The 23,459-nt window shown below is 54.6% G+C and carries 22 protein-coding genes; 11 read left to right on the forward strand and 11 right to left on the reverse strand.

Annotated elements, in window-relative coordinates; genetic code table 11:
- Positions 1-71: 71 nt before the first annotated feature.
- From VAE55_RS13080 to mltG, 4 genes are read right to left on the reverse strand one after another with little or no spacing between them, the layout of a single operon-like run.
- Complete coding sequence (locus VAE55_RS13080) at positions 72-836, reverse strand: nucleotidyltransferase family protein (RefSeq protein WP_322816215.1); 765 nt, start codon at positions 834-836, stop codon at positions 72-74.
- A gap of 11 nt (positions 837-847) precedes the next feature.
- Positions 848-1,591 carry a prepilin peptidase gene (locus tag VAE55_RS13085; RefSeq protein ID WP_322816216.1) on the reverse strand — a complete coding sequence of 248 codons (744 nt, stop codon included), beginning with the start codon at positions 1,589-1,591 and terminating at the stop codon, positions 848-850.
- Positions 1,588-2,445 (reverse strand): shikimate dehydrogenase, encoded by an 858-nt coding sequence (aroE, locus tag VAE55_RS13090; protein ID WP_322816217.1) that lies wholly within the window; start codon positions 2,443-2,445, stop codon positions 1,588-1,590. The genes VAE55_RS13085 and aroE overlap by 4 nt, the downstream gene beginning before the upstream one ends.
- Complete coding sequence (mltG, locus tag VAE55_RS13095) at positions 2,436-3,506, reverse strand: endolytic transglycosylase MltG (RefSeq protein WP_322816218.1); 1,071 nt, start codon at positions 3,504-3,506, stop codon at positions 2,436-2,438. Before mltG ends, aroE begins: the two co-directional genes overlap by 10 nt.
- Positions 3,507-4,016: 510 nt before the next feature.
- On the opposite strand from mltG, the gene VAE55_RS13100 reads away from it, so the two are divergent.
- From VAE55_RS13100 to rlmD, 4 genes are all read left to right on the forward strand, one after another.
- Positions 4,017-4,445: a hypothetical protein gene (locus VAE55_RS13100; RefSeq protein ID WP_322816219.1), complete on the forward strand. Its 429-nt coding sequence runs from the start codon at positions 4,017-4,019 to the stop codon at positions 4,443-4,445.
- An 18-nt stretch (positions 4,446-4,463) separates the two neighbouring features.
- Positions 4,464-5,792 carry a threonine synthase gene (thrC, locus tag VAE55_RS13105; protein WP_322816220.1) on the forward strand — a complete coding sequence of 443 codons (1,329 nt, stop codon included), beginning with the start codon at positions 4,464-4,466 and terminating at the stop codon, positions 5,790-5,792.
- A 274-nt stretch (positions 5,793-6,066) separates the two neighbouring features.
- Positions 6,067-7,071, forward strand: a complete 1,005-nt coding sequence (locus VAE55_RS13110; protein WP_322816221.1) for an STAS domain-containing protein — start codon at positions 6,067-6,069, stop codon at positions 7,069-7,071.
- A gap of 460 nt (positions 7,072-7,531) precedes the next feature.
- A complete protein-coding gene (gene rlmD / locus VAE55_RS13115; RefSeq protein ID WP_322816222.1) occupies positions 7,532-8,731 on the forward strand; it encodes a 23S rRNA (uracil(1939)-C(5))-methyltransferase RlmD in 1,200 nt (399 codons plus the stop codon).
- Between the two features lie 25 nt (positions 8,732-8,756).
- On the opposite strand, the gene VAE55_RS13120 is transcribed toward rlmD, so the two are convergent.
- Positions 8,757-9,464 carry a plastocyanin/azurin family copper-binding protein gene (locus VAE55_RS13120; RefSeq protein WP_322816223.1) on the reverse strand — a complete coding sequence of 236 codons (708 nt, stop codon included), beginning with the start codon at positions 9,462-9,464 and terminating at the stop codon, positions 8,757-8,759.
- Positions 9,465-9,575: 111 nt separating this feature from the next.
- On the opposite strand from VAE55_RS13120, the gene VAE55_RS13125 reads away from it, so the two are divergent.
- The 7 genes from VAE55_RS13125 to VAE55_RS13155 all read left to right on the forward strand — a co-directional run bounded on the left by VAE55_RS13125 (position 9,576) and on the right by VAE55_RS13155 (position 18,746).
- Entirely contained in the window at positions 9,576-10,499 is a 924-nt protein-coding gene (locus VAE55_RS13125; RefSeq protein WP_322816224.1) for a DMT family transporter, read from the forward strand.
- A 517-nt stretch (positions 10,500-11,016) separates the two neighbouring features.
- Positions 11,017-13,839, forward strand: a complete 2,823-nt coding sequence (locus VAE55_RS13130; RefSeq protein WP_322816225.1) for a response regulator — start codon at positions 11,017-11,019, stop codon at positions 13,837-13,839.
- Positions 13,840-13,842: 3 nt separating this feature from the next.
- Positions 13,843-15,351: a cellulose biosynthesis cyclic di-GMP-binding regulatory protein BcsB gene (locus tag VAE55_RS13135; RefSeq protein WP_322816226.1), complete on the forward strand. Its 1,509-nt coding sequence runs from the start codon at positions 13,843-13,845 to the stop codon at positions 15,349-15,351.
- 43 nt (positions 15,352-15,394) lie between these two features.
- Complete coding sequence (locus VAE55_RS13140; protein ID WP_416181200.1) at positions 15,395-15,910, forward strand: hypothetical protein; 516 nt, start codon at positions 15,395-15,397, stop codon at positions 15,908-15,910.
- A 10-nt stretch (positions 15,911-15,920) separates the two neighbouring features.
- Positions 15,921-17,900 carry a glycosyltransferase family 2 protein gene (locus VAE55_RS13145; RefSeq protein WP_322816228.1) on the forward strand — a complete coding sequence of 660 codons (1,980 nt, stop codon included), beginning with the start codon at positions 15,921-15,923 and terminating at the stop codon, positions 17,898-17,900.
- A gap of 37 nt (positions 17,901-17,937) precedes the next feature.
- Positions 17,938-18,276 carry an STAS domain-containing protein gene (locus VAE55_RS13150; protein ID WP_416181201.1) on the forward strand — a complete coding sequence of 113 codons (339 nt, stop codon included), beginning with the start codon at positions 17,938-17,940 and terminating at the stop codon, positions 18,274-18,276.
- A 56-nt stretch (positions 18,277-18,332) separates the two neighbouring features.
- Positions 18,333-18,746, forward strand: a complete 414-nt coding sequence (locus VAE55_RS13155) for an ATP-binding protein (RefSeq protein ID WP_322816230.1) — start codon at positions 18,333-18,335, stop codon at positions 18,744-18,746.
- Positions 18,747-18,864: 118 nt separating this feature from the next.
- On the opposite strand, the gene VAE55_RS13160 is transcribed toward VAE55_RS13155, so the two are convergent.
- From VAE55_RS13160 to VAE55_RS13185, 6 genes are all read right to left on the reverse strand, one after another.
- On the reverse strand, positions 18,865-19,227 hold the full coding sequence (locus VAE55_RS13160) for a LysM peptidoglycan-binding domain-containing protein (protein WP_322816231.1): 363 nt from the start codon (positions 19,225-19,227) through the stop codon (positions 18,865-18,867).
- A gap of 67 nt (positions 19,228-19,294) precedes the next feature.
- Positions 19,295-19,729 (reverse strand): hypothetical protein, encoded by a 435-nt coding sequence (locus tag VAE55_RS13165; RefSeq protein ID WP_322816232.1) that lies wholly within the window; start codon positions 19,727-19,729, stop codon positions 19,295-19,297.
- Positions 19,730-20,134: a hypothetical protein gene (locus VAE55_RS13170; RefSeq protein ID WP_322816233.1), complete on the reverse strand. Its 405-nt coding sequence runs from the start codon at positions 20,132-20,134 to the stop codon at positions 19,730-19,732.
- Between the two features lie 75 nt (positions 20,135-20,209).
- On the reverse strand, positions 20,210-21,334 hold the full coding sequence (locus VAE55_RS13175) for a glycosyltransferase family 9 protein (protein ID WP_322816234.1): 1,125 nt from the start codon (positions 21,332-21,334) through the stop codon (positions 20,210-20,212).
- A 48-nt stretch (positions 21,335-21,382) separates the two neighbouring features.
- Positions 21,383-22,690, reverse strand: coding sequence for a CpXC domain-containing protein (locus VAE55_RS13180; protein WP_322816235.1), 1,308 nt, complete (start codon positions 22,688-22,690; stop codon positions 21,383-21,385).
- Positions 22,691-22,729: 39 nt separating this feature from the next.
- A complete protein-coding gene (locus VAE55_RS13185) occupies positions 22,730-23,371 on the reverse strand; it encodes a methyltransferase domain-containing protein (protein ID WP_416181202.1) in 642 nt (213 codons plus the stop codon).
- Positions 23,372-23,459: the final 88 nt, after the last annotated feature.

Raw genomic sequence — 23,459 nt, forward strand, 5'->3', positions numbered from 1 at the left:
GCAACGGATTGGTCTATACTATCCATCGGTACGTGCGTCTCGATTGATCCGATCGTTGCAACAAAGCAATCTCAACCTGTAAAGTGCGCTGCCGCTGCCCAACCCGCGGGTGTTCCAATATCGAGTGCTCTACCGTCGGTAAAGGTAACGCCTTCAGCACGCAAGCCACGGGCAATAGCGGCCTGGAAGACGGCACCAATGTGTAATTCCGGGCATGTCTGTCTCTGGGTACGCGCAGTGCGGTCAGCAGCTACGACCTCACCTAAGAGGGTGGTTACTGTCGGCTCCCAGATAGCCGCCATCCACGTCCACCGTAAATCTGTTTGCGCAGGCTTGATCTCGATGGCTGTAACCCGACAACTGTCAGCCGCCAGTGCAACCATATCTGCTGATTGAGGGTGTGCGCAGGGAAAGAGACCGAGGGTGAGATCTGGTTGAGCTGTGCTATGGTGACTCAGGAGGGTCGCATAGACATCGTTTGGTGCCAGAATGACGTCAGGTAAACCGAGGACAACGGTACGATCCTGAATGAACGGGAGAGCGGCAGCCAGGGTATAGGCTGCACCGTGTGGTTCGTGAACGGTCAGATAGGCGAGGCGCGGCCCAAAGGCGCTGCCATCACCCAGATAGGCAGGGATGTCCCATTTGCCCGGTCTGACCACAATCAGCGCCTGGTCAATACCAGCCTGTTGCCACTGCGCGAGGAGATAGGTAATGACCGGTCGGGGACGCAGGCCGTCTGGGGTGTGGAAGGAACCAACTGGCAAGAGTTCTTTGCTGCACGGTAACGGCCCCAGACGGGTTGCCATCCCACCAGCCGGAATCAAGCCGATCACAGGTGTGTTCATCACATCAACCGGTAACTACCGAGTGCGACGTAGATCAGCACTCCCAGACACAAATAGGCGCCATAGGGCAGATATTCCGGGGTCTGGCGTCCGAATCGGCGAGCGATCAGGATACCAGCCGCCACCAGACCGGCCATGAAGACACCGTAGATCAGGGCCGGGCCGAGGTGACGTAATCCAAGGGCGGCACCGATGAAGATGGCCAGGTAGACATCCCCTAGACCGAAAGGTGCCGATTTAGCCGGGAACAAGATCAGTGCCAGCAAGTACAGAAAGAAAAACCCCACCCCACCGATCAGTCCACCCAGCAACAATTCACGCCAGCCGGCGCCCACGAGTGAACCCCAGATGAAGGCGACGACAGCGCCTCCTAGGATAACGAATGTGTAGATCCAACGGTGAATCCAGTCAATAACACCGGTAATGATCAAGATTGCGCCAACAAAAGTTAGATACGCAAAAAGTGGCCCAAAACCGTAGAGTTCGTAGAGGCGCCACAACCAGAGCGCACTGCCAATCTCCACTAATGGATAGATGACCGGCAGAGGACGACCATCGGCAGCGCGACCACGCTGGAGTAGCCAGCCGATCACCGGTAATAACTGCCACCAGCGTAAAGGTTGACCGGTGCGGATACAACGCGGCCAGCCGATGAGCCGTCGCTCTCGTGGCAGGCGAATGATCATTACATTCAGCAGACTGCCCAGCACCAGCCCGATCACCACAACGATGAGATCCATCATGGCCCGTGCTCCACCCCAAAAGCGGCTTGCCACATAATTTCACGTGGCGCTGGACGGCCTGTCCAACGCTCAAAAGCTAGTGCGCCCTGCTCAACCAGCATCCCACGCCCATCGCGCACCCGTGCGCCGCGAGCGACTGCGGCGCGTAAGAGAGCTGTTTCTCGATAGACCATATCGTAGACCAGACAATGTGCCCCTACCGGTGGGTCAGGGATAGGCGTTTCGTCATCGTGCCATCCCAGGGCGGTGGCATTGATCAAAAGCGTGCAATGTGCAATCACATCTATTACTGCCGGATCGCTCAGGGACAAGGTACGAATACACAGAGCCGGCTGATTGGCGGCTGCGGCTGCGGCCAGATCAATAGCGCGCATCAGGCTCCGATTAACAATCGTGATTCCGTTCACTCCGGCATCAGCCAGTGCGAAAGCGGCAGCACGCGCTGCCCCTGATGCACCCAGGATGACAACCTGTTGATCGACAGGTGTCCAACCGGCAGCCGCCAGATCGGCCAGTAAACCGGGCGCATCCGTGTTCACACCCAGCAATCTGCCATCAGGCTGACGCACAATCGTATTCACCGCCCCAATCCGCGCTGCTGCCGGTTCGATTTCGTCGAGCAAGGGGATGACTGCCTGTTTGTGCGGCAACGTCACGTTCGCACCCAGGAAGTGAGGCTGACGTAGCACGGCGAGACGATCAGGTAATTCGGCAGCAGTCGTCTGTACTGCCCGATAGTGCGCCGCGATCCCTAATGCTGCCAGTGCCGCATTGTGCATCGCCGGTGAACGAGAGTGTGTTACCGGGTCGCCGATCAATAAAATCTCTGCTGTGGTGGTTGATTCTACTGACACGCCAGCCACTCCGCTTCATAGACGCGAAATTCCTCAATAGTAGTAGCGAACTTATGCGAACCATCGCGCTCACAACTGGCAACGAAGAAGAGATACGGTGATGTCTCATCGGGCTGGGCAGCCGCCGTCAGCGCAGCCAGGCCAGGAGCCGCAATTGGCCCTGGGGGCAGGCCGGGCGTAACCCGCGTATTGTACGGACTTTGCACCGCCAGCTCGTCAATCGTCAGTTCGCGCTGCCACCAGGTTCCTTCATTTGGATCGTACCCCAAGGCATACTGCACAGTTGCGTCAGCACCGAGCAGGCCACCGCCAAAAATTGGGGCATACTGGGGCTTAAGCCGATTCCAGAATACTGCACTGATTTGAGGCATTTCACTCAATAAGGCAGCTTCACGCTGGATGATCGAAGCCATCGTCACGATTTGATGGACAGTAACGCCGGGAACCCGTACCGAACGTTCGATGGTACTGTACTGCTCGACAAACCGGTCGAGTAGTTTGCGCACAATCGTTTCAGCATCTGCCGATGGCGCAAAACGGTAGGTGTCTGGGAAGAGGTACCCTTCGAGGGTTGCACCCGCCGGCAGGCTATTAAGCAAGAAGTAATCGGCACGGAATCGCTCGCCATCACGGGCAACCGCCAGAAATTCGTCTTCGCTAACTAGACCTGCCGCTGCGATAATGGCCGCTATTTCCTCGAGCCGCAATCCTTCCGGAATCGTGATTTGAATGTCATTCACCACCTGACCACTCTGCAACACCTTCAAAATATCGCTCATGGTCATCGTCGGGCTGAGGATGTAGCGTCCGGCCTGAATCTGCTGATCAAGGTCACGCCAGCGTACCAGCAAACGAAACAGCGCCGGTTGACGAATCAAACCGGCCTCACCCAGCCGGGTTGCAATATCGTCAGCAGTTTCACCGGGTGCGACAATAAACTCAACCGGTTCACCGGTAGTCGCCGGGGTTGCGCGCAATTCACCGAGAAAGACGTATCCTCCACACGAGACTACCAGGGCCAGCAATGAAAGACCTAGCAGAAGTGCGCGGACATGCCGCATTGACCAATCCTCCCTAGCATTGGCAGTGGCTGCCAGTGCAGCATATGTATGTGATCTGCAAGCGTGTAATTGTAGACCATGTACAGTCTACAATCTCCATGGCAATTATAGCAGACCGCTTGTGCTTCAGAATGTTCTTCTGCCAGCAACTCAGCTCGTACAACAGAAAGATGCGGTGTCGTGCTGAACGTATCGCATCTAACAAGGCTCTTCCTGTCTTGAAGTTACCGTCGTTGTGATCCACACGGTTTACCCAGCCCTGTCCTTTGCCGCTGTGGTCGTGCCCGTGCATATGCAGCGACCTGTCTTTGTGCTTATAGTGGTGTGAGGTAAGGTGGTGCAGAGATAGAGTTGCTCTACTCCATACGACGTGGCCCATGTACTGCTTGGCAAAAAAACAGCCTGCTATATGAATCCCGGTTACGTTCACGCTCTCCTCGCAGATAGTGTATGATAGACGTTCGAGAAATATACTCCTCTGCACAGCAGCATTGCAGGTCGGAGAAGGCCATGAGTGAAGCGTCCCTCCCATCGTTTTGGCAACGGTTACAGGCCGGTTGGTGGTATCTGTACGGTTTGAGCCTGTGTCAGATTGGCTTACGAACCGTTGATCGCGACGTGTACCGACAGGCAGTTCGTGCTTTTGATCGATCACTGGCTGCGTGGCCAGATTTGGCGATTGCCCTCTACCGACGGGGTCTGATCCGGGGACGCGAGTTAGGTGAGTATCACGCCGCGATCCGTGATCTGGATGCAGCAACCCGCATACGTCCCGACTGGCCTGATCCCTACCTGCAACGTGGTCTGTTTCATCGGTTTAATCATCACAGCCGGGCCGCTATTACCGAATTGACCGAGTACGTGCGGCTGGCCCCACCCGGATTTTGGCGCACCGAGGCTGAACGGATTCTGGCCCAAATTCAGGCTGAACTGGAATAGGTTGCAGGAGCGAATGATATGTATCACGCATGGTTTGCTGCCCAAGATGATCCAAACGAACGTTATCCCCTGACCGAGGTCGTTTACTACAGCCGGTCAGGAGGTTTACTCGAAGTACAGCACGATATGGCAGCGTTGGCCCAACGTAGCCCGGAAGAATGGAAGCGCCTGTTTGATGAGCGCTGGATGCGGACAGCCTGGCCCTATGGTAGCGGGGTGTGGGGAAAGAAAGAGTGGGTCTGCCCGATTGTGTCTGACGACAACGTGGTCAGTATGTTTGAGGGTGGAACCAACCTGTTTTGGGCCGAGCGTTTCGGGTGCGAAATCGGGCTGGAAGACCTCTGGATCAAGATGTGTGGCAATTCTCACACCGGTTCGTTCAAAGATCTCGGTATGACAGTGTTGGTCAGTGTGGTCAAGCAGATGATCAGCGAGGGCAAGCCGATCCGGGCAATCGCCTGCGCCTCAACCGGCGATACGTCGGCGGCACTGGCGGCCTACGGAGCAGCAGCCGGCATTCCTACCATTGTCTTTCTGCCGAAAGGGAAAGTAAGCATCGCTCAACTGGTGCAACCGGTGGCTCATGGTGCGCTGGTCCTGGCTCTTGATACCGATTTTGATGGTTGCATGCGGATTGTGCGCGAAATTACTGCCAATCCCGATAACGGTATCTACCTTGCCAATTCGCTGAATTCACTGCGGGTCGAAGGGCAGAAGACTGTTGGGATCGAGATTGTACAGCAATTTGATTGGGAAGTACCAGACTGGATCATCATTCCGGGCGGCAATCTTGGCAACACCTTCGCTCTAGGCAAGGGTTTGTTGATGATGTATGAATTGGGTCTGATTGATCGACTGCCACGAATCGTCACTGCGCAGGCAGCCAATGCCAACCCCCTCTACCGCTCGTACCTGACCGGTTTTCGCGAATATGAGCCGATCAAAGCTCAGCCTACTGCCGCCAGTGCGATTCAGATCGGCGATCCGGTAAGTATCAATCGTGCAATCAGCATTCTCAAGCGCTTCAACGGTATTGTCGAGCAGGCTACCGAACAGGAGCTGGCCGATGCTGCGGCTCGTGCTGATAGGACTGGAGCCTATGCCTGTCCACATACCGGGGTTGCGCTGGCAGCCCTGATCAAACTGGTGGAACGTGGTGAGATCAAGCGAAGTGATCGGGTTGTTGTCATCTCAACTGCTCACGGCCTGAAGTTCAGCCGCTTCAAAGTAGCGTATCATGAAGGTACGCTGCGTGATGTGGTGGGGCAGTACACTAATCCCCCAATAGAATTACCGCCTGATGTGGATGCAGTGCGGCGGGCAATTGTCCGCCGGTTTGGGGATTGAGCGTAGAACTATCGTAAGAATGTCGGACAGCTACCGGAGATGAGAGCGCCGGAGGTGCTACAGGTGCGACAGTCATCTGCGATGCTCTTCATTGGTGCGGTGAGGTAAGCTGATAATGATACCGGCTGGCTGGATTGATCATCAATACAGGAACCGTAGCACGGGCTTCAGCCTGTACATTCGTGAGAAAAGGACGGCGGCCATAGCTGACGGTTCGGTAACAGGACGGAGAGATGTTTTTCAAGTACATCATGGAGTATAATGGAGAGGCTATGTGAAAATCGATCAACGGCGAATGGCAATTTTGCTGATGGGCGGAATGGCCGGCTACACGCTGATCCGTGGTCTTATCAATCTCGTTGTCGGTGCTCCACCGCTGACGATTGTCCTGATCCTCATCACCTCGGCGATTTTTGGTCTAACAACCTGGCTTTACTGGCGCGTTTGGGAAGGCGCACGCGCCTTTGCAATCACAGGGGTAGCGCTGGTGGTTGTGTTTGGATTACCGCTTAATCAACAGACTATTGTCCTCCTTACCCCCTTGGCCTTTGCTGTCGCGATTACCAATACGAAGTGGGTAGCCGGTATCGGTCTGGCAATGATCAGCATCTTGTTGGGGCGTGATGTCTTGAATGATGGGTTATTCAATAGTGCCTATGCCGATATTGGTTTGTTGGCAAGCTATCTGGTTCAGGTTGTTGTCTTTGCGGCCACCCGATTTTTACTTGACAGTGCGCGGGCTGAGGCCGAACGAAATGCGGTGCAGGCAGAGTCTGCCAGGCGTAAGATAGAAGAGCGAATGCATGTAATCGAGCAGCAGCGTCTGGAATTACAAGCGCAGAACCAACACCAGCAAGAGCTGCTCGAATTGGTGAGCCAGCTTGAAACGCCGGCTGTGCGAATTGCCGACGGAGTGTTGTTGGCTCCTCTGGTTGGTGGCATTGATAGCCGTCGAGCCGGTAAAATTACCAGCCGCCTGCTTGAACTGGTCTATGAACGACGGGTTAATCTGGTGATTATCGACGTCGCCGGGGTACCGGTCATCGATACTGCAGTTGCCAATGCGTTGACGCAGACGGTGTGCGCCCTGCGATTGCTCGGTTGTCGAGTAATCCTCACCGGTATTTCATCACAAGTAGCGCTTACCCTCACTCATATCGGGATTGAACTAAGTGAACTTGAGGTGGCTGCTTCACCGCAAGAGGTATTGCAACGCTGGATGGAGACGCAGACATCGGTTATTCGTAACCGACGCAACGGTGGCAATGAGTTGAATTGATGCGGGTGAACGGAGATAGCCCGTCATGCTCCCACTGCCTTAACATTGCCGGACAACGTCTGGTAAATGCTATCGGTAGATACTGTGGAGCACTAGAGGCTTGTCACGTCTTACATTACAGAATAAGTAATCCGACGATAGATCATGCAAGAACCGCAGCGCGCTGAAATCCGTGCTACGTCGGCATCTTTTTGCAGATGCAACTTTTCGTGATACCCGTATCATTGTGATTAACGAGTAATATCGTTAGGATGCGCTGGAGAGAAACTCAAACCAACTCGTACCGCCAGTTTTGTCGTAGAAGGAAAATATTAAAGCAGGGCTTCCGTACTCCAGGTGAAGCTGCGTATACACGACTGTCAGCGTGAGTACATTGCCCTCAGGGTCGATGTTCGTGAATCTACAAACGCTATTCTACTCGATTCCTGTTTTGAAACTGAATGCGAAGTGCGCTTGATATATGCCACCTTTTACCACTAAAACCCTCCGTAAAGCTATCGTTGATCGCGTTTTGGCCGGTCAACCTGCGATACCGCTGTGCCCACATGCTCGTGAATGTGGTGGCTGTGCCTTTCAGGATCGTATCTACGCAGATCAGGTTGCTGCAAAAACGACGATCCTACGCATGCTGTATGCAGAAAGTGGGATTGACGCCTCGGCTTTAGACGTTGTTGCCTCCCCTGACCCGTTTACCTATCGTACCCGGATGGATTACGTTGCCACCAAGGGGCGCTTCGGACTGCGCGCTCGTGGTAAATTCAACTACATCATCGAATTGACGACGTGTCATCTGATTCCGCCAACTGCCTTCGCTGCTGCCCAAACAATCTGGCGGCGGGCACTGGCCCTGGGATTACCCGATTACGACGTTCGCACCCATACCGGTTTTTTGCGCTACGTTGTGGTACGGCGTAGCCCTGATGATGAGTTGCTCCTTGCAGCCGTTACGGCTGGTGGTGGTGATGAGTCCGTGATGGCAGATCTGGCTGCTACTGCACTGGCTCAACCGGGAGTGGTCGGTTTTCACTGGCTGGTCAACGATTCGCTCACCGATGTCTCGTTTGGTAAAGTACGCCGGCATTGGGGAGCTGATCGGTTGGCTATGCGGGTTGGGCAGTTTACCTGCTTTATCGGGCCAAATACCTTCTTTCAGAACAATATTCATCTGACCGAACGGCTGATCAATGACGCAGTTGCCGCAGCCGCACCTGAAGCTACGATGCGGGTCGCCGATCTCTATGGTGGTGTTGGTGTGATTGGGCTACATCTGGCGCAGACAGCAGCACGAGTCGATTGTGTCGAGTCTGTAGCTGAAAGTGTGCAGCTTGCACACCAGAATGCGCTGATGAATAAGGTGTCGAATGTCCATCCGATCTGTGCGGATACGTTGAACTACTTGCGGGAACAACCAACCGGCAACTTGCCGGTAGTGGTGGTTGATCCACCACGTACTGGGTTAGGCCTGCCGGTTTGCCAGGAATTGATCAGAATCGCCCCGCAGCGAATTGTCTATGTCTCGTGTAACCCATTGACGCAGGTCAGTGATCTCCAACATTTGCAGTCGGCATACCGGATTGTCAGTTTGCGTGGCTACGATATGTTTCCACACACACCACACGTTGAAGTCATGGCTGTGCTGGAACATTACGTAAACAATTAGTCGCAACCGTTGTACCAGAAAATCACTACTGTGTTACCGTCAGAGTTCCCTTCATTCCAGCTAGATAGTGCCCGGGGAAGGTACAAATGTAAAGGTATGTACCCGGTGCTGGAGTACGGAATGTGACGCTGCCACTCTGACCAGCGTTGAGCATCGCTGTCCAAGCCAGCGCATTTGGAGTATCGGGTGGTGGCACGAAGAGGGCGTCGGCGTTATTTTGAGCGGCAGTATTGACAGCGGCAGCTACATCATCGCCACCATTCACCAGCACCCAGTTGTGTTGGACACCCAGGTTGTTCTGATTGACGAAATCGAGGCGCACGACCGTATTTGCCGGTAAGGAGAGTGATGTTTGGGCAAACGCCAGGGCATCTGGAGCAGCAAGTACCTCAACTGTTTGAGCAGGTGTTTCATTGACCACATTCGAACCACCTGGTTCATTGGCTACCTGCGTGGTCGGAGCGGTGGTTGGTTGAGCCGCCATGGGTGGCGTTGGGGTAGGTGCAGCCGTAGGGCGTGGGGTTGCGGTTGGTCGCGGTGTTGCTGCCACAAAGCCGCCAGCCACTGCGTTGGATGCAATCATGACAATCAACATAATCAAACCAGCACCGAATGCCAGACCCATCATCACAATCAATGGTGGTCCACCAGCACTTCCTCCCGAAAACGTCGAACCTCCATTACTGCTGCTGCGCGAACGGAAATTGCTTCTGCCAGAACCTCGCCAGCTCATCTGCTACCTCCTCTGTCAGATTCATATCGTGACATCCGGCACATGGTCTAGTGTAGCATAAAACTCAATCTTTGATGTATAGCAGTTGTGCAATACTGAACAAAGGTGTGTATGAAAAGCCAAACGACTACATCACTGCTCGCCAATGTTGCTCCACTGCTCTTTGTGTTGCTCTGGAGTACCGGTTTTATTGGGGCACGCTATGGCTTGCCATATATTGAGCCATTCACGTTTCTTAGCATTCGTTTCGTACTGGTACTGATCTTGCTGGGTGCGCTGACGATTATATTTCGCCAGCCATGGTTACACCAGCCATTTGCGTATGGGCACAGTGCTATTGTCGGGGTCTTACTCCACAGTGGCTATCTGGGTGGGGTCTTTTTTGCTATCGATGGTGGTATGCCGGCGGGATTAACCGCGTTAATTGTCAGTCTGCAACCTATCCTGACGGCACTGTTTGGTCAGTGGGCATTGGGTGAACAGATTACTGCTCGGCAGTGGCTGGGGCTGGCATTAGGGTTGGTGGGTGTAACGGCGGTTGTTGGTGACAAGTTGCTGTTCACCGACACACCGGTTGTGACACCGATAACATTAGCCGCGGCAATCGTCGCTTTGCTCTCAACCACGGCCGGTACCCTTTACCAGAAACGCTTCGGTGTAGGTCTACCGCTGTTAAGCGGCACCTGGGTACAGTATCTTGGTGCACTGTCATTAACAGCACCACTGGCACTCCTCTTTGAAACGCATGAGATTGAATGGCAACCAGAACTGATTGGCTCATTGTTGTGGCTCACTCTTGTGCTGTCGATAGGTGCTATTCTGCTCTTGATGGTCTTGATCCGGACACGTTCAGCAGCACGTGTGTCAAGCCTCTTTTACCTGGTGCCGCCGGCAACGGCTGTTGAGGCGTGGCTGTTATTCGGCGAACGGTTAGGGTTGCCGGCAATGATGGGGTTGGTGGTGGCCTCAATTGGGGTTGCCCTGGTTGTTGTGACCCCACCATCTAATGCCGAGTCGGGTCGCCATCGCGTATAATTGATACAATCATGCTCGCGCCGCAACACAGATAACCGGTGTTTTCGTTATCTTGAGTACATACTGGCTGAATAGTGCCCGGTATCTGCAAAGACGTGACATACATGAACTATACGGATGCGACTTGTAGTAATTGGCGATGCTGGATCGGTTGTTGTGAAAGCCTACACATAACAGCTCGAACCAAAAGCAAGATCAGACTGAACCAATACACTGCTCTAGATATCACCGGCTCTCTCAAAATCACAAGTCGTTGATCCAAAACCCGGTGAAATTGTTCATCCTGGTACTGAACTGGTCAGCAATCTGATAATCAATGGCTACCCCGACAATCGTATTTGGAGCCAGAACAATTATCTTCAGTATTTTGTAACAAATATGGTGCTGATTGGCAGTCGATACAGATACAGATACAGATACAGAACACGTTCAATCGAATGGATAACAAAAGGTCATCAGTGTCGCCTATTGTCAGACGTGACCGGTACTATTGGCGACCTAGGGAGCAATATACCGTATGAGTCGAAACACTAATGAAGCCCACTCCCTCTTTGTCGAGTTGCAGCAACAATATCTTCATCAACTGGAAGACAAGATTGCGCACATCACCATACTCTGGGAGCGATGGCAGGATGATACTTTGCAACACGACGATCTGGTTGCTTTGCAGCATATCGCCCATAATCTGGCGGGTTCGGGAGCTACATTTGGCTTGCAGGCGGTAAGTGATGCCGCTCGTACCCTTGATACCGCTTTACAAGCCTGGTTATCTACTGATCGAGATTTAACGACACTATCTGATCTTGCACCGCTGGTGACGAGTTTGCTGGATGCACTGCGTGAGCGCAAGCTGCAATCTCAGGTAGCCGTTCAATCAACCCAGGTGGCAAGTGATGCCATTCTGATCTATGTTGCCGGTTTCAATGCTGAAGAGACTGCTGAGTTGACACGCCAGATCGCGTATTTTGGTTATGTTACTGAGAGCTTTCTGGGCAGTGTCGATTTGTTAGCAGCGGTTGAACGCCGGTTGCCAAACCTTATTGTGCTCGATGTCGATTTGCAGGATGGTGTTCAAGGTGGTATTGCTACAGCAGCCATCTTGCATGATCGGTATGGGGACGCGATCCCGATCATCTTTACTGCCACTTCCGCAGATTTCCAGCTGCGTTTGGCTGCTGTTCGGGCCGGTGGACGCGGGTATTTTACCCGTCCTCTTGACGTGGGTCAGCTGATCGATCTGATCGATCAGCTGACCCAGCGCATGAGCAGCGAGCCGTATATGGTACTCATTGTTGACGACTCACCATTGATGGCCGAGGTATATGCTTTGGCACTCCGTGCGGCTGGGATGCGGGTTGTGTCCACAACCAATCCTATGGAAGTACCGAACTTGCTCGCCGAGCAGCAACCCGACCTGATCTTGCTCGATGTGTATATGCCCGACTGTAATGGGCAGGAACTGGCAGCCGTTGTTCGTCAGCAACCAGAATATCATAGTGTACCGATTGTCTTTCTTTCTGGAGAGACTGATCGTTCAGTACAGTTAGCAGCATTGGCACGTGGTGGTGATGATTTTCTCACTAAACCGATTAATCTGGAGCATCTGATCGCCGCGGTCAGCTCGCGTATTCGGCGGGCGCGGACAATGCGGAGCCTGATGGTACGTGATGGTCTGACCGGGTTGTTCAATCATAGTGTTACCCAAGACCTTCTGATGCGCGAGGTTGCACGGGCGCGGCGCAATACACAGCCGCTCGCGGTTGCCTTGCTTGATATCGATCACTTTAAGCAGGTCAATGATCGCTACGGTCACCGGGTGGGTGATCGGGTGTTAAAGAGTCTGGCCCGTCTCTTGCGCCAACGATTACGGGCAACGGATGTTATTGGGCGCTACGGTGGTGAAGAGTTTCTTATTGTGATGCCAGACACGCGCGCCGGTAGTGCAGCGATGGTGATTGACAGTCTGCGTGAGCAGTTTGCGCACATCCAGCATCAGCGTGAAGGTGAGCCGTTGCGAGTTACCTTTTCGGCCGGTATCGCCGAGTGGCATATGGGGCTGGATGCCGGTGCGCTGATTGAAAAGGCTGATGCAGCTCTCTATCAGGCCAAACACAACGGACGTAATCAGGTGGTTGTGGCCGATGTGTCTCTGACTCAGCCGCCACAACGATACGCACTGCCGATCACAACGTCACGTCTGAATCAGACGCCGCTTGTACTGGTAGTGGATGACGATCCCGATATTTGCCGACTCTTGCAAATCTGGTTAATGGATGCCGGCTATCGGGTGGAAGTTGCCAAGAGTGGTATGGAGGCACTTCAGCGCATTGCTCAGGGAGGGGTGGATGTTGCGCTCATCGATATTCTCATGCCCGAAATGAGTGGGATTGATGTTCTCGATCAGGTGCGGCGCAATGGGGCTGAACCGGCGGTAATTATGACGACTGCCTTCGGTTCCGAGCAGATTGCTGTCAATGCTATCCGACACGGGGCTGATGATTACCTGCGAAAGCCAATTGATCGGCAAGAGCTGCTGGTCGTGCTTGAGCGGACGATGACCAATCTCAGATTACGACGTGAGAATCTGGCGTTGCAAAAGCGGCTCGATCAGAAGCGACGTGAGTTGGAAGCAGAGATTAAACACGCTGCTCAGATTCAGGCCGACATGTTGCCGCAGCAGATGCCGCGCTTATCAGGGTATAATATCGCCGCGCGCTGTATTCCGGCGCGTGATGTCGGTGGTGATTTCTATGACTGGCATTTTCCGGCTCCCCATTTGTTGAACCTGACCTTCGGTGATGTGATGGGGAAGGGAATGTCGGCAGCGTTGTTGATGACCACCACGCGCGCTGTTATCCGCTCGGTTGCTCGTGATACGACGCCGGAAGTCAATATGCGCTATGCCGTCAAAGCCCTACACGCTGATCTGGATCGCACCAGTAGTTTTGTGACCCTTTGTCACTTGCAGTTGAATCTATTGACTCATACCCTGGCCTTCGTTGATGCCGGTCATGGCCTGGGTTTCATTCGTCGTCACGGTGGGCAATGTGATCGCCTCGAACCTCGTGGAGCACCGCTCGGCATCTTTTCGCACGAACCGTATCGCCAGGGCGAGACGATGCTTCATCCCGGCGATGCGCTGGTGTTGTTCAGTGATGGTCTGCTCGATCCATGGCCGGCGTTAGCTCGCGATCCACTTCAGATTAACGATCTGCTCAATGATGGTATGTCGGCGACTGCAATCGTAGATCGCTTGCTGGCAGTGCCGGCATTGCTTGGTCCGCTCACCGATGATCTGACGGTAGTCGTACTGGTACGAGATGTGGTTGCAGAGGTGTGATCTATGGTTGTGAAGCAACTGCTGCGATGGATGTCGGGGCTTTTTCTGTGTCTTCAGATGCTTGCATTCCCGGCGCCACTAGCGGCACAAGGTTCAATCCATCGGTTTGCCGACCTGGGCTACAGTGATCGCACCGCTTCTGGCATTGATGCAGTGTTGGACTACTACTTTCCCATTCCGACCGGCTTACGTCCGCGTAGTAATGGTGTATTGACCCTACGCTTCACCCATTCACCTCTCTTGCGGGCTGATCGATCTACTATCACCGTCGTGCTTAATGGGCGTTCGTTGGGTAGTGCCCGTTTAACTCCTGACAATGCCGAAGAGGGGGTGCTGTCAGTTGTTCTGCCAATCGCGGGATTTGACGGGCCTGGTCTGTTTATTCAGGTTCGTCTGCACATGCGACTGACCGATGATATTTGCGAAGAAGTGCAAAACCCGGCTCTCTGGACGGTCGTGCGGGGCGATTCAACCCTTCAGCTCGATCTCCAGCCCGTTGAAGCCGGAACCCTGGCCGATGTCGCTGCACTCTTTGCGCCATTACCACTCAGTGCGCCGGAGGTGCGGGCACCGCCGACAATTGTCTTACACCCGACAACTGAACCATCTACGCTGGCGGCTGCCGGGAAGGTCGCTTTCGCCATTGGCCAGTGGGCTGCGTTAGCGCAGCAAGACCAGGTGTTGACCGTGAGCGATACTGTTCCCGAACAGCTTCCAACCATCGTGGTGGCATTGGCTTCATTGCCAGAGGGAAACTGGGGTTCTGTGCGCTGGAATGGCAGAGAGTATGAAGTTGACGGTCAGGAAGTGCCGCCCGATCATGGATTGTTGATGTTGGAACCGGCATCACCACCACGGTTGGTTGTAGCTGGAGCGACGCCGACGGCATTGCGTTTTGCTGCTCAGGCGCTGAGCACTTCCTTGCCGGCAGCAGCGGTGCTGGCCGTAACCCAACTACCACCACAGCTTCCTGCGGCAGCCTGGCGTGATGGGGCCGCTAGTTTTGCGCAGCTCGGCGTGGATCGTCGGCAGGTGGTGGGCGCTGGTGAACATCAGATCGACTTCGCCTTCGAGCGGCCGTCTGGCTGGGATATCCGGGTAGGCGGTATGCTCGATCTGCAAATTGCTACTGCGTCCGGCTTGAGAGCGCAAACTTCCTGGGTGACGGCTGCCGTCAATGGGATAACCCTTGGTTCGCAACGTTTGCAGGTTGAAACGAATGGCCCGGTGCAATATCGGTTTACCTTACCTGCTGATCTGCTCAACAGCGATCTGGAAGGTACGCCGATCCGTCGGCTTGATCTTCAGATTCGTCTCTACCTCGACCTCCCCAACAGCGGTTGTGAGGAAGTGGACACTTCGGCTGCATGGGCTGTGATCGAGCCGACATCGACCTGGCGTTTGCCCAACGATCCGGCAGCGGTTGATGATCTTGGGCGTTTTCCAGCAGCACTTCTGGCCGATACCAATGCCCGGTTGGTGTTACCACCCCAACCAACCATCTATCTATGAAGTTCAAGCTGGATTAGAGCTGGCCGCTGCGATGGGGTGCTGGGTGACGCTCAAGGATGTGCCACCACCCATCTTACTGACGGCGAATGACATTGGTGATAATCGTAACGGGCCACTGGTCATTCTAGGTAGTCGTGAACGTCATCCACTGGCAGCAATGATCAATGCGTCGTCCAATACGCCGTTTGTGTACCAGCCCGGTCGGAGTGTACAGGCAACCCTGAGTATTGTGCCGTCACCGTGGCAGTCAGGTGCGCGTGTATTACTCATCGATGCGGCTGATAGTGATGGTCTGCGGCTCGGAGTACGGGCGTTGCGCGAGTGGGCATTATTGCGGGTGCTTCGTGGTAGTCAGGCCCAGATTACTGCCGATCCCGACCCCACAGTGGTGTCATTGACGAATCCTCTACAGACACCGCCGCAAACCCTGACCCCACGCATTGAAGTGACCCTGCTCGAACGTTTTCCTGCCTGGCAGGTGGTGGGATCGATCTTGTTAATCACTCTGGTAGCAACGGCAGTGCTGGTGATCCGTATCCGCTGGTTGCGGCGGAAATAAGAGGCAGGCGATGAATCCGTCCTTCACCCTTACAACCTTAGAGCGGGTTGTTGGTTGGGGCGCTGATGAATGGGCGGCGTTTCGGCATGGTTTGATCAAAATCCTCGTTGTGACCAATCTGGTATTGGGCGCATATTACCTCCTCTGGCGCGGCACGGCTTCGCTCAACTGGGATGCATGGCTCTTTTCCCTGGCGCTGTTTGGAGCCGAACTGTACAGCTATATCAGTAGTTTTTTGTTCGGTCTGACCGTGTTTCGGCTACGGGAACGGGGCGAGCCACCACCTGCACCGCCAGGTTTGCGGGTTGATGTCTACATCACCTATTACAATGAGCCGGTCGAACTGGTACGGAAGACGGTGCGTGCGGCGCTGGCCATACATTACCCTCATCAGACGTATCTCCTAGATGATGGCAATAGTCCGGCGATGTGCGCAATCGCTGCTGAGGAGGGGTGTGGTTACATTACCCGTTCAGCCGCATGGATAGGGTTTGACCGGCACGCCAAGGCCGGTAACCTGATCAATGCGCTTGAACATACTACCGGTGATTATATTTTGATTCTGGATGCCGATCAGGTGCCTCTCCCCCAGATTCTGGATCGTACCCTGGGATATTTTAGTGATCCAAAGGTGGCGTTAGTCCAGACTCCCCAGTATTTTGTCAATGTGCCGCCCGGTGATCCTTTTGGCAGCCAGGCTCCACTCTTCTACGGGCCAATTCAACAAGGTAAGGATGGCTGGAATGCAGCCTTTTTCTGTGGCTCGAATGCGGTGCTGCGACGCGAAGCACTGGCGCGTACTGGTATCCGTTTCTTTGTGCGCGATGTAGAGCGGCGTATCCGGCGGGCATTACGAGAGGCAGATACGGTCATCCGGCGGGCCGAGCGGCAACTGGCGCCATCCGAACGAACACAGATCGCATCTGCCCTTCAGGTCCTACGGCGGGCAGTAAAGCTTGCCCGTCAGGAGCTTGATCGCGGTGATACTTTTCAAGAGGTCGCCGAACGATTTCAGCGCCGGGTCGAAGATGCGGCGCGGATGGTAGTTGCGGCTAATCTGCGGCAAATTATGGCCGATCTGGCCGAGATTCAGGCAGTGGAAGCCGCCGAGATTATGCAGTCGCTGCACGATGAGGCAGTGCTGGCCGAGCTGGCTAGGCGGGATCGCTCTCCCCTGGCGGCCATCGAGACAGTCCGGCAACTTATTCCACTGTTGGTAAATGAGGCCATGGATTATCTGCCCATCTCTACTATTTCAGTCACCGAAGATATGTCAACGTCGATGCGCCTGCACGCTACCGGCTGGCGTTCAGTCTACCACGACGAGATTCTGGCGCACGGTCTGGCACCGGAAGATTTACGGAGTGCGTTGCAACAGCGTTTACGCTGGGCGCAGGGAACGATCCAGGTCTTTTTACGCGAGAATCCTCTGTTGTTACCAGGGCTGAGCATCGGGCAACGGCTGGCCTATCTCGATACCATGTGGAGCTACTTTTCCGGTTTGCCAACGATCATATACCTGATCGCTCCTGTGCTCTTTCTGATCTTTGGGTTGCTACCGGTCAATGCGCTCTCGGCAGAATTTTTCTGGCGCCTGACCCCATATTTGCTGGTCAATCAGTTGCTCTTTGCTGTGATCAGTTGGGGCCGACCGACCTGGCGCGGTCAGCAGTACAGTCTGGCCCTGTTCCCCATCTGGATCAAGGCGGTGGTCACAGCCGCAGCGAATGTCTGGTTTGGCAAGAAACTGGGCTTTATCGTGACGCCAAAGACCAGGCAGGCGGGGCGTTATTTTGGGCTAGTACGCTGGCAACTGCTAATGATGGTGTTACTGGCAGTTTCAATCGGGGTGGGTTTACTGCAACTGGCGCTGGGATGGCGTACCGATGGGATGCCGGTACTTGTCAATGTTTTTTGGGCCGTGTACGATCTGGTTATGCTCAGCGTGGTCATCGATGCAGCATTGTACCAACCTGCAGAGGAGTCATAGTTAGCGTATGCTTAACGACTTTATCAGAGAGGTTACCATGGAGATTACCGTCAATCAGGTGGGTGAACAGGCAGCAGTTGTGCAGTTGCGCGGGCGACTCGATCTGTTGGTGGCAAATGATGTGAAACAACGCCTGGTCAAAGCGGTCAATGAGGGTTTTCGGTTACTTGTGATTGATATGAGTGAGGTGAGCTTTGTCGATAGCTCAGGGCTAGGGGCGCTCATCGGTGGTTTAAAAGCTGCGCGACTGGCCGGCGGTGATTTGCGATTGGCCCAGCCGGGCGCACAGGTACTGGCAATGCTCGAATTGACTACCCTCAATCGGGTGTTACGCCCGTTTCCTAATGTTACAGAGGCGTTACAGGCCAGTTTGTAATGGTCAGGCGGACACAGCAGGCGGGACCAGGTGCGGTCATTGCGAAGAGACAGGTTATGCATTGGATCGAACACGATTACGAATTGAGCACGAATCTCTCGGAAGGGATTGAACAATTGCATACCGCACTGGCTACGTTCTGGGCCGCTACCCATCTCAGCGCAGAGACACGCATGCGGTTTGGTACAGCCCTGGCTGAAGTGATTGCCAATATTTTGCAGTACGCTGTCGTGCCTGGTGATCCACCGATCAAATTACGACTACGCTGCACACCAACCATTCTTGAGGCGCAGATTGTCGATCAGGGTCTTTCCTGGACGATGCCAGACACTCCGATTGCTATGCCCGAACATTGGGAAGAGCGCGGGCGTGGACTGGCAATTGCCCAGGCCATGCTCGATAAGCTGCAATACCGCCGCTTTCGTAACGTGAACTGCTGGCGATTAGTGCTACTGCATAAAACAGCCTGACCGCGCTCGGCGGGTTAAAACCCTGCCTCACGACGTGGAAGGGCCTCCGGAGTTGGCAGGGTTTCAGGCAGATCTTCAGCCCGATTGACAACCTCGCACCCCTATGGCCACCTTCCAACTACGGTGTTGGTGTGGTTGTTGGGCGGGGTGTAGCGATCAACGATGGGATCAGCAGTGTCTGGCCGGGTTGCAGAACATTGGGATCGGTCAGATTGTTGGCCGCCACCAATTCGTCAACCGTGATGCCGAAGCGCTCGGCAATCGCACTGAGCGTGTCACCGGCCTGCACCACATACAGCGCGGCAATTGTCGGGGTCGGGCGTGGCGCACTGGCGTAGGCCGTTGCTGTAGCATCAATGTCAAGGGTTGGTGCAGGCGTAATATCGAGAATGACCGGCATTGTTGGAATGTTGCGTGGTGGTGGTTCGGGCAGGCAGGCGACAAGCCCTACACTGCTCCCCACCACGAGCAACCATAGCATGCCAATCCATACACGGCGTAGCACATCTCCCCCCTCGATAGTTACAACCTGGCGGTCGTTTCGCTCTTCAACCCTGGTTTCTTCTCAGTGTTTGTAACCCAAATGTGGGCGAATAGATTCGTCGCCAATTTCCCAAGACAAACGCAATGAAGCCCACCGCTTCAAGCGAACGGGCCAGCGTACTCGACCAGGGCCATTGGCTAAACGGCGCAGCCATCGCAACGATCAGGCCGAGATTGATCAATACCAGAGCGGCCCAGCTCCAGCGTTCGTTCCCGCGCGGCGCATCCCCTGTCAGCCTGGGCAAAATCCAGAATGCAACCCCCAACGCCAGTTGACTCATCCATCCCACAAACATCGTCTCGATGTGTAGCGGGAGCAAGACCCAGACCAATGGCGCAAAAGGGAGGCCTTTATTGGCGAGTATAAGGGCACCGGCGGTAAGCCCCAGCAACAAATATATCAGCGAAGCACGGATGAAATAGCGACTCAGGCGTGGCATCTATTTACCCCTCACCCGTGGCCAGATGTTAATGATGAAACCAACCCCTGCCAGCCATTGCAAGAGGGCGGAAAGCACCAGCATCCAACCCCCAATGATGGATGGCGCCAATCCCTGCAACGGCTCGAAGATCAGGCGTAGCAACAGCCCAAGATTGAGGCAGGCAAAGATTGTCCATCCCAGCCATTCCGGGCCGCGTGGTTGTTCTTTCGTATACACCGGAAACATCCAGAGTGCGACCCCAAAAATCAACTGGGTCAGCCAGCCAAACGTTAGCAGGTGAAGGTACACCGGCGACAGGCCAGGTATACTGAAACCGGGTATCTGTTGCCAGATGCCAATCAGCAGCCCCACCACCAAGGTAATCAGGGATGCTTTGACAAAGCTACGTGTTAAAACCGGCATATACCTCTCATAACGTTTGAGAGAATACCTTTGATTACAACGAGTTATTGTAGCAGCCGCCAGAATCGGTGTCAATCACTTTCCCAACAACGCTTCAACACTTGCCAACACCTGTGCCGGCGTGATTGCAGCCATACATTCTGGCGGGTTGGTGGCACGTGGGCAGGCGGCAAACACCCCACACGGACTACACGGCAGGCCGGCACTCAGTACACAATGGCGGGTAGGATCGCCCCATGGCCCAAAGCGTAATGGATCGCTGGGGCCAAAGAGATGGATGGTCGGCACCCCTTGACTGACGGCGATATGCAGTGGCCCACTGTCAACCCCAATTACCAGCCTGGCGTGAGCAAACAGCGCCGCCAGCCGGTCAATCGTCAGATCGTTGCTTAACATAAGTAATTCGGCAGGACTGCTAGCCGCAATCGCGGTCAGTTCTGCGGTTTCCGCCGGGCTGCCTGTCAGGAGAATGCGTCGTCTTGGTTGGCATAATTCTTGTATCAATCTGCTCCAGTGCTCGCGTAGCCAGTGTTTGGTCGAACCACCCGTGCCGGGGTGAATAATGATTAGATGTTCATCTGGTTTGAGATGCTGTTGTGTCCAGGCGATAGCCCACGTTCGGGCAGCGTTGGTCGGGGTATAACGCAACGCTGTGGCAGTGGGCAGAGTGTTGGTAAGCGCTGCGACTATATCAAGTGCCTGTTGGGTGACGTGTTGGCGAGGCTGGTATGGTAATGCGACACTCAGCAGTGATTTGCACAACGGATGGGCAAAGCCGATACGCCGCGGAATCCCGGCCAGCAGGGCCAGTGCTGCGCCCCACCAGTGATCGTCGCGCAAGATGAGTGCCGCGTCATAAGCTTGTTGACGTAGCCGACGTGCCGTCTGATAGAGCAGGATATACGGATCCCACGGTAGTGGTTTTGGTGCGTCACGATTAAAGCCCGGAAAAGGAAGTTTCTCCAGGGTATCGATCTCACGCATCTGTGCCCACATCGAAGCTGCCCATGGCCCGACCAACGCCGTTATGTGTGCGGTCGGTAATGCAGCCCGCAGCGCAGTGAGTGCCGGTGTTGCCAGTAGCAGATCACCGAGATGATCGGGTTTGATAACGAGAACCCGTTGGGGTGGGTGCACCGATGAACGTCGAATCTGTGGACGGGCAATGATTGCCAGCAGATGTAGCAGTGTAGCGCGCATGGTGGGATATATGACCAGAGGGTAGTGAGACACCCCCTCTGGCCTATTTTAGAACAAAAGTGCGCTAACCTCACGGGCGAGTTGCCGTAAGCGTTCGGCATTAGCCTGCTGAGCGCGTTTTTCTTCCACCTCGGCCCGCTCATTAAGCCGGCGTGCCAGTTCGGGGGTGATTTTCGTCATATTCGTGCGCAGCAAGCGCGTCGCTTCTGCCGTCGTCTCTTGCATCAGGAGTTCGTTGATAAAACGATCTTCCGGGGTCAGCCGTGAGTTGATAATTTCTTTGATCGTGGTTGTCAACCGTTCAAGCTGTTCGAGCAACGCTTGATCACCGGCGTACCGTGCCGCCGCAATGTTTGCCGACAAGACGACCAGCAAATCATCAGTCACTTCATCAGCCCGCGCTTTCAATGCGGCAACCGGATCGGGGGCTGCCAGCACAGCATTAATCAGGGCTGTCCCGCGTTCAAACAGCTCTTGCGATGCCCGATCAATCTCCTCGATCAACTCCAGGATGCGCGCCCGGCGTTCAGTCAGACGCTGTGCCGTCTCAGTATCACCGGCGGCTGTAGCGGCCTCGATCTGCTCGGTCCACATCTGGAAAAAGCTGTAATCGATGAGCAACCGCAGTTCACTGACCAGATCAGGTAATTCCTCATCGCTGGCGGCACGCAACCGCTCGATAGCCTCTTTCAGCTCGGCAATCGCTGCCTGCTCGGTGAGGCGTTCGAATTGAACCAGGAGCTTTTCCCGAACTTTTACGAGCATCGCTCGCATCTGCGCCTGAGTCTCGTTGGTAGCGCCGATAAATGCTTCCAGGGTGGCAAGGAACTCCGGGGTCAATTCTTCGTGATATCGCTGTACCGCAGCCGCGAATTGCTCATCATTCTCAACCAGATTGACAAGCTCGGTGAGGATTTCGACGTAGCGGCTCTGTCGGCGCAGCTCTTCTGGTGAAACACCATCCGCTTCGTAGATAGCCTCGATGAGCGATTGCAGGCTTAGCAAACGACGTGGTGCCAGCAGGTACGCACGTGGCGTGTCGGGCGGCAACGAGCGGAGGAAAAATGCGGATGCATCACCGATAAAGCGATCAATCTCTTGCGGCTGGCTGTTGAGTTCTTGCGGAACGTACACCAGAAAAAGCTGTTTTCCGGCGTCGTGATACACGAGTGGTGCGCTGAGGACGCTCGCCACACCACAGCGGGGACAGGCCGCGACGTTGAGTTGGCCGGCCAGCAGCGCTCCCTTAAGCTCTGGTTGCTCACCACCATCAACTAATGTAAAAATAAACGAACGAAAACGTGTCCCGCAAGCAGGACAGGTAAGTTGAACCGGTTGCGGAGGTGCCGAAGGCATCGATTTTCTCCAGTGTCTAATCACTTCACTGATCGCTGATTATACCACTCGTCGCCCGACAACGGCGTAGAGTGGATCACTGAGCCAGTGGTGAGGAGATCGATCAAGACAGCGGATATTCGTGAAGCCGCCGGCCAGTTCAAAGTAACAACGCACCAGTTCCAAATGTTGGCGGTCGTTGGTCGCCAGCCAGATACGTACCGCTTTACTGGGAAAGCAACGATTGGAGAAGGTAACGATGAAGGGGCCACCCGGTTTGAGAATACGGGCGACATCGGCAAAGACTTCGACAGGCCGTGTCATGTATTGTACAGAGACGGTGCAAATCACCCCATCGAAGGTGGCATCGGGGAATGGTAACTGTGGTTGATCATTGAGATCGTGAATAACATACTCGTGGAGTTGTGGGTTGAGCCGCATCTCCTCTTCGTTGAGGCCAAGCCCAACTACCCGATTCAGCGGAATATCAGTCGGTAAGTGACTGACATAGCTGCTCATCAGATCGAGCAGACAACCACCCTGCGGGAGTTCCTCGCGAATCAAATTGGTGACAGCCCGGCAGGCAGCTTCGTCGATGTGGGCTGTCAGGCGGGGGTAAAGATAGAAGAGGCGATCATCGCTCTCATCATAACGTTCAAAATACTCAGGTGGAAGACCGCTCTGCCGCACTATTGCCCCCATCTCGTACATAGACACCGGTAGTCGATGTTGTCCTGAAAACTTGTATGCTTGCAGCGAGGAACCGCATATCTGGAGTGAATGCAAAGAG

It is taken from the genome of Chloroflexus sp. (genome assembly GCF_034432675.1).
Classification (GTDB): domain Bacteria; phylum Chloroflexota; class Chloroflexia; order Chloroflexales; family Chloroflexaceae; genus Chloroflexus.